This window comes from Candidatus Nitrosopumilus sp. (assembly GCF_965263415.1).
Classification (GTDB): domain Archaea; phylum Thermoproteota; class Nitrososphaeria; order Nitrososphaerales; family Nitrosopumilaceae; genus Nitrosopumilus.
Window position 1 is genome coordinate 1,482,862 of record NZ_OZ253671.1, and the last position, 14,099, is coordinate 1,496,960.

The 14,099-nt window shown below is 32.9% G+C and carries 13 protein-coding genes and 1 tRNA gene; 7 read left to right on the top strand and 7 right to left on the bottom strand.

Annotation, left to right across the window (positions count from 1 at the left end; translation table 11 throughout):
• Positions 1–32 precede the first annotated feature (32 nt).
• Complete coding sequence (locus tag ACQY22_RS09530) at positions 33–941, top strand: transcription initiation factor IIB (RefSeq protein WP_014962921.1); 909 nt, start codon at positions 33–35, stop codon at positions 939–941.
• Here ACQY22_RS09530 and ACQY22_RS09535 read toward each other — a convergent pair.
• Positions 930–1,919, bottom strand: a complete 990-nt coding sequence (locus ACQY22_RS09535) for a CPBP family intramembrane glutamic endopeptidase (protein WP_428324451.1) — start codon at positions 1,917–1,919, stop codon at positions 930–932. The two genes, ACQY22_RS09530 and ACQY22_RS09535, sit on opposite strands and share 12 nt — an antisense overlap.
• Positions 1,920–1,925: 6 nt before the next feature.
• The gene (gene yciH / locus ACQY22_RS09540) at positions 1,926–2,234 is read right to left on the bottom strand and encodes a stress response translation initiation inhibitor YciH (RefSeq protein WP_428324452.1); all 309 of its coding nucleotides are present in this window, start codon (positions 2,232–2,234) and stop codon (positions 1,926–1,928) included.
• 102 nt (positions 2,235–2,336) lie between these two features.
• On the opposite strand from yciH, the gene ACQY22_RS09545 reads away from it, so the two are divergent.
• The 4 genes from ACQY22_RS09545 to ACQY22_RS09560 all read left to right on the top strand — a co-directional run bounded on the left by ACQY22_RS09545 (position 2,337) and on the right by ACQY22_RS09560 (position 5,556).
• Positions 2,337–2,669, top strand: a complete 333-nt coding sequence (locus tag ACQY22_RS09545; RefSeq protein ID WP_428324453.1) for an Sjogren's syndrome/scleroderma autoantigen 1 family protein — start codon at positions 2,337–2,339, stop codon at positions 2,667–2,669.
• Positions 2,670–2,692: 23 nt separating this feature from the next.
• Entirely contained in the window at positions 2,693–3,493 is an 801-nt protein-coding gene (locus ACQY22_RS09550) for a class I SAM-dependent methyltransferase (protein ID WP_428324454.1), read from the top strand.
• Positions 3,494–3,638: 145 nt separating this feature from the next.
• Positions 3,639–3,803: a preprotein translocase subunit Sec61beta gene (locus ACQY22_RS09555; RefSeq protein WP_428324455.1), complete on the top strand. Its 165-nt coding sequence runs from the start codon at positions 3,639–3,641 to the stop codon at positions 3,801–3,803.
• A gap of 7 nt (positions 3,804–3,810) precedes the next feature.
• Positions 3,811–5,556, top strand: a complete 1,746-nt coding sequence (locus ACQY22_RS09560) for a DUF2070 family protein (RefSeq protein WP_428324456.1) — start codon at positions 3,811–3,813, stop codon at positions 5,554–5,556.
• On the opposite strand, the gene ACQY22_RS09565 is transcribed toward ACQY22_RS09560, so the two are convergent.
• Positions 5,540–6,193, bottom strand: a complete 654-nt coding sequence (locus ACQY22_RS09565; RefSeq protein WP_428324457.1) for a hypothetical protein — start codon at positions 6,191–6,193, stop codon at positions 5,540–5,542. The genes ACQY22_RS09560 and ACQY22_RS09565 overlap by 17 nt on opposite strands.
• A gap of 79 nt (positions 6,194–6,272) precedes the next feature.
• Between ACQY22_RS09565 and ACQY22_RS09570 the strand changes: the two genes are divergently transcribed.
• On the top strand, positions 6,273–8,735 hold the full coding sequence (locus ACQY22_RS09570) for an ABC transporter substrate-binding protein (RefSeq protein WP_428324458.1): 2,463 nt from the start codon (positions 6,273–6,275) through the stop codon (positions 8,733–8,735).
• On the opposite strand, the gene ACQY22_RS09575 is transcribed toward ACQY22_RS09570, so the two are convergent.
• The 4 genes from ACQY22_RS09575 to ACQY22_RS09590 all read right to left on the bottom strand — a co-directional run bounded on the left by ACQY22_RS09575 (position 8,720) and on the right by ACQY22_RS09590 (position 13,133).
• Complete coding sequence (locus tag ACQY22_RS09575; RefSeq protein WP_428324459.1) at positions 8,720–9,211, bottom strand: DUF367 family protein; 492 nt, start codon at positions 9,209–9,211, stop codon at positions 8,720–8,722. The genes ACQY22_RS09570 and ACQY22_RS09575 overlap by 16 nt on opposite strands.
• Positions 9,212–9,245: 34 nt before the next feature.
• Positions 9,246–12,536: a lamin tail domain-containing protein gene (locus ACQY22_RS09580; protein WP_428324460.1), complete on the bottom strand. Its 3,291-nt coding sequence runs from the start codon at positions 12,534–12,536 to the stop codon at positions 9,246–9,248.
• A 137-nt stretch (positions 12,537–12,673) separates the two neighbouring features.
• Entirely contained in the window at positions 12,674–12,919 is a 246-nt protein-coding gene (locus ACQY22_RS09585) for a hypothetical protein (protein WP_428324461.1), read from the bottom strand.
• Positions 12,920–13,056: 137 nt separating this feature from the next.
• A tRNA-Pro gene (locus ACQY22_RS09590) sits at positions 13,057–13,133 on the bottom strand.
• A 72-nt stretch (positions 13,134–13,205) separates the two neighbouring features.
• On the opposite strand from ACQY22_RS09590, the gene map reads away from it, so the two are divergent.
• On the top strand, positions 13,206–14,099 hold the full coding sequence (map, locus tag ACQY22_RS09595) for a type II methionyl aminopeptidase (protein ID WP_428324462.1): 894 nt from the start codon (positions 13,206–13,208) through the stop codon (positions 14,097–14,099).

The window sequence follows — 14,099 nt, forward strand, 5'->3', positions numbered from 1 at the left end:
ATTATCATAAAAGGTTTTGGGAGATATAAAAAATGGTTAAAACGGTAAATCCAAAGGACAGATGTCCAAGATGTGGAAAGGGCACACTAGTAACAGATGCAAACACTGGTGAGAATTTTTGCGGTAAATGTGGATTTGTGATTACAGATAAAGTTGAAGAATCAGGTCCTGAATGGAGATCCTTTTCAAACGAAGGAGAAAACAAAAGCAGAGCAGGAGTTCCAACGTCACTTGCAATGCACGACATGGGATTAGCTACTGTAATTAATCCTCAAAACAGAGATGCTACTGGAAAACCATTAACAGCTTCTATGAAAAGTACCATTGAAAGATTAAGAACTTGGGATAGTAGAAGTCAAGTTCATGAACCAGTAGATAGAAACTTTAGACAAGCATTTAGTGAATTAGATAGACTCAAAGACAAATTAGCAGTAGGTGATGCAGTTATTGAAAAAGCAGCTTACATTTACAGAAAAGCATTAGAGAAAGGATTAGTCAGAGGACGTTCCATTTCAGCTTTAATTGCATCAGCATTGTATGCAGCATGTCGTGATACTGAAACTCCAAGAACATTGAAAGATATTGGACAAGCAAGTAATATCAAAAGAAAAGACATTGCAAGATGTTACAGGTTATTATTAAGAGAATTAAATTTAAAGATGCCAGTAGTGGATCCAATCAAATGTATTTCAAGAATTGCAAGTAAAGCAGGATTATCAGAGAAAACAAAAAGAAAAGCAACAAAGATTTTACAAACTGCAGAAGAGAATAAAATTTCAGCAGGAAAAGATCCGATGGGGTTAGCAGCTGCTGCACTCTATGTTGCATGTGTAACAAATGGTGAAAACAAAACACAGCGAGATGTAGCCGAGGCTGCAGGAGTTACCGAAGTAACTATCAGGAACAGATACAAAGGCTTGAAAGTAGCCTTAAACCTCTAGAGAAGGTTCTTTTTTAGAATAATACCTATGCAAAAACAACATTACTACAGATAGCATTCCTGATGCTAAAAGTAACAATTCCAAAGTAGACATCAATGAATGAGAGAATGCATTCTCAATAGATATCGAGTTAATCTGAGATAGAAAAGATGCATAAGAGAATATGAAATAGTTTGTTGCCCAATGAATCAACAAAGATGCAACAAATCCAAACCTAAGATAGACCCATCCTAAAATAATTCCACCAGCTGTGGCTTGAGCAAATTTTCCTTCAGTCCAAGATTCGGCAAATGCAATATGTGCAAACCCAAACAAGACCCCAACAAAGACAATCAAGAAAATTGCCTTTTTTGAATCATAAATGTCAAGATTTCTAGGAGACCACAAACATCTGAAGAAGTATTTTACTGAAGTTCTTCTAGAATAAAGTGCAAATAAAGGAATTCCAATGAGAATTAAACGGAATCCAATCTCTTCTATTAAAGGTGCAAGTGAAACATAGAAAAATTGCATCAAGTCATTATCATCAAGGGGCGGAACAGTAACAATTCCAAACTGTTCTTGTACAAAATTAATCAATACAGAAACTAAAACTAGAATAGATAACCATTTTGTGACACCGACCATGTAGTTTGAAGTATCATCATACTTTCCAAAAGATATGATAGAAGTAAATGATTTTAAGAATCCAGTTTTAGGTCCCAAGATTGCAATTACAAACAAGACAACATAGAAAATCCACAAAACAACAAAAACATCACCAATACTAACATTAGATGCAGTTTGGTACATTGAAGTTCCTTCAAATAATTCTAAATGAGTTACAGGAAAGTCATAGTTGATATCCCCTCCAATATCACTTTCAAAAATTACAAATATTCCTATTGGAAAAGAGACTAAAAGTAATCCAAAGATTACAGATAGTAGTGCAGTAAAAGGAATACCAACAGTTTGGAGTAGTTTGTTTTGATTTTTCAATTTACTTTAGTGTAACTCAATACTTTCATGAGCAAAGCCTAGATCAGTTAGAGTGTCTTTGATGGTGTCACGATGATCACCTTGTAAGAAAATGTAACCTTCTTTGGCAGTTCCGCCACATGCATACTTGCTTTTGAGTTCTTTTGCAACGGTTTCTAAATTATTTAGTTTAGGATCTAGTCCTTCAATCATAGTACCTTTTTTCTTAAAACGTCTGGTTTCTAATCGAATTATAATTTTGGTACTATCTTTGGCAAGTTCACCGCATGCACACAAATCTTCAGGAAGACCACAAGTATTACAAATTACTGCCATTCGTTCGAATAAATTCAATTATACGCACTATTAAGCCTTGTTTGAAATACGATATTTTTGAAAATAATTGGATTTTTTAAATAGAAAATTCAAGAAAGAGGAGTGTCAAAAGATCTTACAAAAAAAGCAGCAGAAATGTTGTTGCAAGGAGCAACATTACTCAGTGAACCATGTCCATATTGTAAAGGAGTAAGAGTGATGAAAGACGGTCACGCATTATGCATAAGTTGTGGTCGAGAGCCTAAAAAAAAAGAGACCCCAACAGTTAACCAAAATGAAATTAAATCATCACTAACAGAAACATTAGAAAAAAAACTTGCTGTTTTATCAAAAGAACTTGAAGGGGAAAAAGATTACACAAAACAACAAGAAATCCTGAAATCAGTCAATTCATTATTAGAAGCATTGGAGAAAATAAAAAAGAAAAATTTATGAATTATGCTTCAAAAATAAAAGATATGTCATGTAAACTTTGTAATCATACAGAACTTGAAATTTTTAATGGGGGAAAAGTTTTTTCTTGTAAAAACTGTAAATGTTTGTTTGTTGAAAATGTTAAAGAAAATAAACATCCTCAAATTGCAGCTAAAAACAAAATGAAAATAAATATTCAAAAAAAAATTTCCAAACTGCTTAGTCAACATTATATTGAATATCTCAAAAAAAATACAAGTTTTTCTTTTAAAACTTCTTTAGACATAGGTACCGGATATGGGGATTTTGTTTTATTGCTAAAAAAATCAAACGTTGATGCATATGGAATTGAATCAGACAGTCAAACTTGGAAAAATAGAGTTACAAATTCAATTGAAAAAAAATTTTTTGATCAAAATTTTAAATCTGAAAAAAAATTTGATTTGATTTCAATTAATCAGTCATTATATTATTTTGAAGATCCGATAGATATTCTACGTAAGATAGTTTTGATGTTAAAAGATGATGGAATTTTATTTATAGCAACAATTAATCCAGAATCAAACTTTAGAAAAGAACATAAAATTTGGACACAGGGATGTAATGTGTGTATGAGCAGAAAAAATTTTCAAGAATTACAAGAATTAGGCTTAAGTTGTTTAGACGTATCATCGTTTGATGACATAGTTTACAAAAATTTCTATCTTTACAAAAAAGGAGAATTGAGAAAATATTCATTTTACAGCAATTTATTTTCATGTATTTTAGGAATTAAAAAAATGACCATTCCTAAAGACGAGGGAATTCATAATTACATATTATTGAAGAAAACAAGTAAAAAATAATCCAAAAATATGTTAACAGAAGATTAAGTATTTTATAAAAAAATCACAGGATGTATGAACATACAAAGGTTCAAAAATTGATCTTTGATAAGGCAGTTAGTCAACAAAAAAGTATTTATGTCAAAATCCTTGTTTTCGAGTTAGAATGGCAGATAAGAAATCAGCACCACTTCCAGCATCAAGTGGAGGTCTCATGAGATTCTTTGAGGATGAGACAAAAGGATTCAAAATAGATCCAAGAATAGTAGTATCAATTCCTATTAGTTTAATTTCAATTTCATGGGTAATCGATATCTTTTTAGCTCCCTGAATAGGAAATGGAAAAAGAGTCAGACGACGTATCAAATATTCACAATAGGTTTTCCCTTACACTAGTTAATCCATCATCACATTACTTTTCATTATTCGTATCATTAGGAGTTGCAGTAATAATTTCACTTGCAACACTTTTGGGATACTTTGGAAAGAATATTGAGGAAACATGGTATGTAATACCTGCAGTGATTACAGTACTATTTCTAACACAGTTACTAGACACACAATTTACAAAGAAAAAAGAGTACTCAAAGTCATTACATTCTTCATTATTTGCAAACATGTTATGGGCTGCAACTGTGTTGTTAGGACTACTAGCAAGTTTTGTTCTAGCAAAAGAGACATCATTATTCTTTGTAACATTTGGAATGTTTCTCTTTGCAAGTTTTAGAATTGGAATTTACACTACAACACTTGGAGTGAGTCTAAAGAGAGCATGGGCAATCTGCTTTGTTCAGCCATTGGCAATGTTTGCAGTTTTAGTTCCACAAGATTTGTGGGGCACAATGCTTAGTGACCCAATGACATTGTTTTATGGAATTTCATTTATGGTAATTGCAAGTGTGTGGTCAGTTCTAACAGATAGGGCAGGAAGACCGGGAATGGAGAGCACTCATAAAACAATTCAAGCATATCTTGCATCACAGAAAAATGATCATACAGAAGCAGAAGAAATTATGGAACAACGCTCTAGTGAAACCAAAGTTGCAACATCACAAATTAGATTATCTGCAAATAATGGAGGAAAAGAATTCAGAATGGTTTTACCTGAAATTCATCCAGGCCCATATCATCCAGTAGGGGGAAGCAATATACCATATCTGATTTACAAAAATTTATCATCATCCGCCATGGTAATGCACAGTATTTCAGATCATGCACTAAATCTACCATCAAAAAATGAGGTTGAAAATTATCTAAAGAATCTTGAAAACAGCAAAGTCAAAGAAGAGGGTTTGCAATGCACAGAACCAGTAACTGTGCAAATCAACAAAGCAAGAGTGATTGGGTTGCTTTTTGGAAAGAATCCGTTACTATTCTTGTCATTATCACCGCATGGAATGGAAGATATTCCAAATTACATGAAAAATGACATTGAGCAATATGCTAAAAATAGAAATTATTCAAAACCACTAATTGTTGATTGCCACAATGCGATGGGAGAAGAGATTTCAAATGAGGATGGAGAAGATATGCTCAAAGCTGCAAAGTCTTGTTTAGATACTCTAATTACAAAAGATAGTTTTCCAATTGAATTTGGATATGCAAATTCAGATGACATGGATGTGTGGACTGAAGATTTAGGAATGGGAGGGTTAGGAATAGTGTGTCTTAAGATTAATGATAAAAAATACTTTCTAGGATGGGCAGATGCAAACAATATGGAAAATGGAGTCAGAGAAAAGATCATAGACTTGTTTGCAAAAAAAGACCTTCAACTACTTGAAATTTGTACATCAGATACTCATTATGCACCAGTTAAAGCCAGAAACAGAAATGGGTACTACCAACTAGGATTAATTACAAGTGCAGATAAGCTTGCAAAATGGTATTTGGAAATTGCAAATAATGCTGAATCAAACACTACAACTGCAAAATTTGAAATTTTAGAAAATGAAACAGAAGTTAAAGTGATGGGGCAGGGAATTTATGAAGATTATTCAAAGGCATTAGATAATTCATTAAAAATCACCAAGGGATTCCTAATTGGGGGAGTAATATTCTTCATAACTAGTCTTTTTCTATAGTTTTCATCTGATCAATATTTCCATAGAATTCATCAACAAATGAGGAGAACTGAAAGATTGGAACTATAGGTACATTTTCAATAAAATTAACTTTGTCCTGATATAATGTAACTATAACAGGCACAGCAATTGCACCTTCAGTCTTTGCAACATATTGTCTAGTTCTCTCAATTTGTTTTTTGACTACAGATGATAAAGAAGACATATGGTAACGCTTCCAGTGTTTGCAATCAATTAGTATAGCAACACCTAATCTAATCCCCACAACATCAATTTCCATTCGAGGTTTGGTCAAAATCATGTTTTTCATTACAGCAAAATTTTTTGAAGAGAGTATTTCTGCAGTCAACCCTTCAAAGTCTTTCCAATCCAAGGCAATAGAAATTTCATCAATAGGTAATCCTTTTTCAAGTAAAGATATTGCTATCTTCAGTTTGTCCCCGTCTTCAAAATAATAAAAATTATCTTGTTTTGAACCTATATTGTTTTTGATAAATTCATCTAAAATTGATTTTGATTCGTCTATGCTTATTTTGGTCACAGCTGAAAAATCTTTTGTAGAAACACCTCCAGGAATTATTCCTTTTAGTCCAAGAATCATTTTTGAATTTATTTTCAATTTAAATTCATGAATCATGAAAGGAATTTAGGTTTTAAGAAATAAAGAATAGGGCATTATGATATAGGTTTTATTATAAGCCTCTTAAATTATTGATATGAGAAATTTGCTAGTTGTCATACTAGCTCTTTCAATTGTTATTATTGGAACAAATCAAGTATTTGCAGAAAAAAATGTGTTTATGGATTCTATAAAATTTATCCAATATTTGGATGAAAATACAGCATTAGAAGAAGTTCGTAATGGTAATCTCGACATGTATTATTATAGAATTTCTTCAGATAGATTAGAAAATACTCAAGATAGAGAGGGGTTACATGTTTTTGATTCTACAGGAGGATCATATAGCATCCTAGTTAATCCTGCAGAAGCAGAAAAATTTAATCCATTTTCTATAAAAGAAATCAGATTTGCTCTAAATTATTTGGTGGATAGGAAATTGATTGTTAATGAATTGATGGGAGGATACGGCTCACCAATAATTTCCTATTACGGACCTTCTGACCCAGAGTATCTAACAATTTTAAACGAATTGGAGAAATTTAATTTCAAATACAATCCTGCATTGGCTCAAGAAATCATTACAAATGTTCTAAAAGAAAAAGGCGCAATAAAAATAGATGAAAAATGGCACATAGATGAATATCCAATAGAAATTAGGATGTTTATCAGAAGTGACGATCCAGTTAGAAAATCAATTGGAGAAATTTTGGCAGTGGAATTAGAGAAAATTGGATTTTCAGTTAAGAAGGATTTTGGGGATTTGAATAAAGCGTTTGTTGTGGTATATGGTTCAAACCCATCAGATTTGAAATGGAATTTGTATACAGAAGGGTGGGCACGTTCAGCATTTGTAAAATATGATTCAGTAGGACCAAGTCAAATGTATTCTCCATGGTTTTCAAACATGCCAGGATTTAACGATCCATCATATTGGAATTATAAAAATACAAAGATAGATGAACTAACTCAAAAAATATACACTGGTGATTTTGAAACTGCTGAAAACAGATCATTGTTAATTCAAGAAGCAGTTGTGGAAGGAATCAACGAATCTGTGAGAATTTTTTTGGCAAGTAAAATTGATCAGTATGTGGTAAATGAAAAAGTGAGTGGAGTGGTAAATGACTTTGGAGCAGGAGTCCCTAGTAGGTTTACTCCTATTAATGCAAAAAGTCAAAATGAAGAATTAGTGATTGGAGTCAAACAAATCTATCAAGGGGCATGGAATCCAATCATGGGTTTTACTGATAGTTATAGTAGACATATTTGGGGAGTAATATCAGATCCTGGAACATTTAAGCATCCATTTACAGGAGAAACATTTCCAGTTAGAACAAATTGGAAGATAGAAACTGCAGGACCAAATGGAAATCTAACAGTTCCAACAGATGCAATAATATGGAATCCAAGTTCACAACAATGGGAAAACATCAAACCAGATACAGCAGCTAAAAGTAAAGTCATTTTTGATTTTAATTTTGGAAATTGGCATAATGGTCAAAAAATAGACATGAATGATATCATGCATTCTCTATATTTTACAATTGAATGGGGAACACAAACAGATGAAAGTGATCGAACGTTTGATACAGAATTTACACCAAGAGCTGCTCAAAATATTCAAACAATAATTGGAGTAAATCAAATCGATGAAAATACCATCGAAGTTTATGTAGATTATTGGCATTTTGATGAAGGAGAAATAGCTGATTGGGCAGTTATTTGGAATACAATACCTTGGGAAATATCTGCTGCAATGGAAAAAGCAGTTTTAGATGGTAAAGTATCATTTTCTAGATCAGGGGCAACAAGTAAGAATGTAAATTGGTTATCATTAATTATTCCAAATGATGCAAATCTTATCAAAGATTATTTGCAAGAATTCAGAGATTCAAATCACATACCTGTTTCATTAGAAAAAAATAATTCATCTCCAAAATACTTTCAAGAAAGATTTGATTCATCAATAGGTTGGATTGAAGAAAATAATCATGCAATAATTAGTAACGGGCCATTTTATCTAGAATCATATGCACCAGAATCACGAACAATTACAATAAATGCATTTGAAGATGAAATGTATCCGTTTAAGATTGGGAGTTGGTCTGAATTTGAAAATCCTGAATTTCCAATAATTACAGAAATGGGAATGGAAAGTGTAGTCAAGAAAGGAGAAGAATTTCCAATAGTAATCGAGGCTGAAAATACAGACTCAATCTTGTATTTTCTAACAAATAACCAAGGAGAAATGATTTCATCACAATCAATTAGTATGATCGAAGATAAAATTAGCATCAATATCGATTCAGAAATTTCAGAAAAATTACAAACAGGTACAGGCAATGTAAAGATTTTTGCAGTATCAAATTCAGTTCTCAAACCAGATTTTTATGAAACAAGTTTCGTTGTAACAGAAATAAAAACAGAGTTACCAAATAGTTCTTCTGAAGATGTAGAATTTTTTGAAAATCAAACAAGTTATGAAATTTGGATAATCCCAATAGTAATAATTGCAGGAATTATTATTGTGTTAAAGAAACGTCATAATAAGCCATAATCTTTGAGAATTAATTCAATTTGTTCTTCATTTTCTAATTTCAAGTATTCATCAAATAGATTTTGATTTAATTCGTAAAAAGTATGCCCCCACTTGAATTTTTCAAGTAATTCCAACCCTTGTTCTTTTTGTCCTAAAATGAATAAAGACGCAGTCAATGCTTCAACAGTGGTTAATTTATTTAATTTTGCATAATTTACAGGATTTCCTGCAAGTAACGGTGGGAGTTTACGCTTTATTCCATTGAATTTTTTTGAAAATGCTTGATCAGCTAAATTCCAGGAACAGTCAATTCCAACAATAGAATTGACTGATGATTTGTCTTTTGGCATCAAAGTATTTTTTGAGAAAGGATCCAAAACTAATCCTTTAGTACCAATTTTTTTAATACTTTGAGCAAGACCAAACTTTACCATTTTAGCAGCTGTGCATTTTTTTGGATCATCTTGATAAAACATTAAGACTTGAAGTTTCATTTCAAATAATTTCAGAATAAATAGTATTTTGAACTTACTCTATTGTTTTGTAAGTTACCTTATAATAGAATCTGGAAACTTGTTCATCTTTGAGTACTTCAACATTCCAGTCAGAATCAGGCAAGAAAGATTCAGAGGATTCAGGTAAAATACTGAATTTTTCTAGGCGTACATCAGGACCACTATATCTAACATTTAGGCTCATTCCATCTACTTCAACAACATCATAAATTTGTCCAGGTTTTCTAGTAGATTCACTAACAAGACAATCAACATCAGGACCAATTATACAAACACCACTCTCAGAGGAGACTTTGAGATTTACATTAGGGGCTTCATCTTTAATTGGAGTAAGTAATGATCCAGAAAGAACTCGTGGAGAAAAGATCACATCATCTATAGTTTTTTCTGGAGTAGACATAGAAATATTTTTGTCAGGAATTCTGTTTTCTTTTTCAATTACTGTTTCTAATTTTGGAGCAGATGGTTCTTCAACAACATCAAACTGAATAGATTTTGTTTCAAAGTTAGCATCAATTGTTACTTCATAAGTTCCAATAGAAGAAATAGAATCAACAATATTGAATTCATAAGTAAATGAACCAGATGGACTAGGACGAATAGAGGTTATTGTTCCCACATGAGTTCCACAAACAAAAGAGCCGCAAGTAATTTCAGCATCAGATTTTTGAATTACACTTACATCATATGCATCCAAGTAAATCAATTTGTTTGGTTTTCCAGAAACTATAACAGCATCACCTGGATAATATTCAGATTTATCAGTAGATGCTAGCAAGGATACAGGTTCATCAAGACCAAATACAAAATCATTAGCAACACTAAATGTGGATGTTACTTGAGTTTTAGAATAGATAGCTTTTACAGTGTAAAAACCCTCACTAAACACAGTTGCAGGTAATTCAAATAAACTTGAAAATTCTCCACCTTGATTTGGATAAACAGATGCTTCATGGATTAGAGGGTATGGGAAAGTACCATCCAAAACTTTAATGGTGACGCGGTCAGGAACTACTAATCCTTCATCACCTTGTGTACGTGGAATAACATTTCCATTTACTTGTAGTTTTTCTCCAGCCTGATACAGAGATTTATCAGTAGTTACAAAGAGAGGAACAGTGGAGATAGAGTCATTTTCAGGATCTTCAGACACTTTGAATAAGAAATCAGCATTATAGGTGTCACCCTCTACTTTAATTTTATAGATTCCAAAATTAGAATCTGCAACATCACGTTCTCCATCAGATTTTAGAGTTTGATATCTTTCAGAAACAGGAGTAGTCCAAGTCCAAAATAATCTTTGATTGTCAACAGATGTGCCATATATGGTCTTTGTACCATCAGGTCTTGTGACAGAAATAATTACCGAACTATCACTGGTTGGAATAACACCACTTACAATTACTTCTTCACTTAAACCATAAACATCCTTATCAAGTGAAACTTCACTTCCACTTACCAAATCATCTCCAATATCAAAAGAAGTTGTTGCAGATAAATCAAGGTATTGAGCAGTAATCACATAAGTGCCTTCAGAAAATATACCTCTACTAATATCAGCAGTTACAGAAAATGTACCACCAATTTCAGGGATAGCTGTAAATTCATAATTTGCAATAACACTTCCTTCACCACCAGCAGCCCCCTGATTAATACCACCAGGAACACCAATTATTGAAAGTGGTTTTCCATCTTCAGTTTCAAAAGAAATTAAAACAGTTGGAGTTTCAAAACTCGTTCGTTCAACGGGGTTCATTATCTGACCACGAATTACAAGTTCATTATCCAAAGTAAAATCATAAACAAGTTTGTTAGTTGTCACAACTAAGGGATCAGTTATTGGAACAAAATTATCAGGATCTTCTACTACTTTGATACTTTTTGATGCAGAACCTACATCTTTTGCCACTTTAATGTGATAATCCCCTAAGCGTGTATCAGTGTCAGGAATTGTGAACGAGTATTGGAATTTTCCATCACCATCCATTCGGACAACATCTAGGATTTTAAGAACAGAACCGCCTCCAAGTTGATCACCAGTGCCCAATGCCAAGTTTTTTGTTTGAATAATTTCCAAGTCAAGGGATGCAACCCAAACATCGTTTAATCTTCCAGTAATGGTTACAACTTCACCCAAACCATAGATCTCTTTATCGGTCCACAAAGAAATTATGGTATCTTCTTTAACATCTTCTGCAACCTCAAATGTTGTAGTTATTGATTTGTCAGAATATTCTCCAACTATCTCATAAGTACCATAGACTGGACTTACAGTGGACAAGTAAATTTCAGTATTAAATTGACCATTTGTTGGGAATAAATTACCATTATAGACAATATTTCCTGCAGGATCAGTAACAGTGAATTTCATTCCTTGATATTCAATGATTTCAGTTGCAGCACCAATAATAGACACCATCTCTCCAGGAAGATATTGAATTTTGTCAGTAGTTAAAGTCAAAGACCCGTCTTGCTGAACTTGTTCTTCGATTAACTCAAATCCCACAGAAAATGAAGTGTTTGCAACTGCATCAGCATAACTTACACGTACATCATAATTTCCTTCATTAATTCCTAAAACTTGATGTAGATTCAAAGTTGTTTTATAATTTAGGTTCAGATCAGGATACAAAGTTAGAGTTTTATCAAAATTTGGACCAGATATAATTACAATGATTGATTCTGGTTGAAAGAATGGTTTTTCAATAAAAACTTCTTTTGAAACACTTCCTTCAATTACTGCAGTTTCACCAAATAGATATGAAGATTTTGAAGGTGAAACGGTTACAGTAATTTCTTCTGTTTCTTGTATCTCAATTAATTTTCCATTAGAAGAGCCAGATGTGGATGTTACAAATTTCCAATCATCAGAATTATCTAAGTCATAACCATCATAGATTCGTTGCCAAGATGTAAAGTCATTTTGAATGTCTGAAAGTACAGGAGTCTTGTCAATAACAATTCGATTTTCATCTCTTAATTCAACGGATTCATTAATGTCAGTGAACCAAACACTTTGATAAGAAAAAGTCAAGAATTGTCCAGGTTCGATAACAGTTCCAGAGCCAATTGTCATAGTTTTCTTTAGAATAGTTGTTGAAGCAATTTGCCATCCACTCAAATCAATTTCAGAGTCAGTAGGATTGTAAAGTTCAACCCATTCAGAAATAGATTTAGAATCATCCCCAGGAGGATTAATATCAACTTCATTAATTACAACGGTATCTGCAGTTTGGGCATATGCAGGGATAGCAACTCCCATCAATAGAAGTATAGAAAATAATACAGACAGATTACGATTCATTGCTGGTTCCTCATTTTTTTGACTAAAAGAGTCATTTTAGAATGGAATTGAGGAAAAGTTGAGCTTGTTGTTAAAGTCCTATATCTTAAAATCACACAAATTTTGAGGATTTTACTGTTTTAAGCACTGCGTAGGAATTATTCCTGGGGAGAGTCACAATTTGGACATTTCTTTTCACGGATTTTGGCTCCACATTCCAGGCACAATCCTTCACCCACGTCTTGTTCCATCAATTGTCGTCTCTTTGCAACATAGAATTTGATTCCAAAATACATGAGAATTACAATGAGTGCAGCATAAGCAGGACTCATGAACGGAATTAATCCAATCATAAAAAGCAAAAGTCCTGTAATCAAAATAATATCTCGTCTCTCGAATTTCAATAAAACAAGACCTCAAAGAATTGATAAAAACATGCCGGAGCTCAGAGCCATTAGTTTACTTCATATCAAAGTCATTACTCTAACTCTTCCTCATTGCTCGGCAGTATCAGTAAGGAATTGATTTGATAATAAGATAATGGTGGGATCGGCGAGATTTGAACGCGCGACCTCTGCGTCCCAAACGCAGAATCATACCAAGCTAGACCACGATCCCAGTAAATCCTAAAAGTCGCCCAATTTAAGCTTCACAGATAATCATTTTAAAGGCACACAAAGGAGCAAAGACGTGCAAACAGAAGAGTACATCAAAGCAGGAAAGATTGCATCAGAAGTAAGAGAGATGGTCAGAGTCAAAGACTGGGTTGGAAAAACAGTCTATGAAATTTGTGAATGGGTAGAAGATGAAATTAGAAAACGTGGAGCAAAATGTGCATTTCCAGTCAATACTAGTATCAATGAAGTTGCAGCTCACTATACTGCAGAACCAAATGATCCAATTACAATCAAAGATACAGATTTGATAAAAATTGATCTTGGTGCACAAATTAACGGATACATTGCAGATACTGCAGTAACAGTGTGTTACGATCCACAATATGACGGTCTAGTGCAAGCAGCTGAAGAAGGATTAGTAAATGCAATGTCAATGATCAAAGCAGGAGTAAAAGCAAGTGATATTGGCAGAACCATAGAAACTACAATTAAACAAATGGGATACAAACCAATTGCCAATCTTAGTGGTCACTCATTAGAACAATATACAATCCATGCAGGGAAATCCATCCCAAATATCTGGTCAATTGGAGGATTTTCTCTTTCTGAAAATTCTGCATATGCATGTGAACCTTTTGTTACAACATCAGATGGAGGAGGATTTGTTAGAAATGGACAAATAAAAAATATTTTTGCAATAAACTCTAGAAAGAAAACAAAAGATGTTGAGGCAGATAAACTACTTGATTTTATCTGGGAGAATTTTAACATGTTGCCATTTGCATTAAGATGGATTACAAAAGATAGAGAAGAGAAAGAAGCAAGGGATTTGCTAAATGTTCTAGTAAAGAAAAAAGCAGTTCAAGCATATCCAGTTTTAATTGAAGTAAATGAACAAAGAGTAGCACAGGCAGAACATACGTTTATTCCAACAGAAAATGGAGTCACAGTGACTACTAAAGCATAA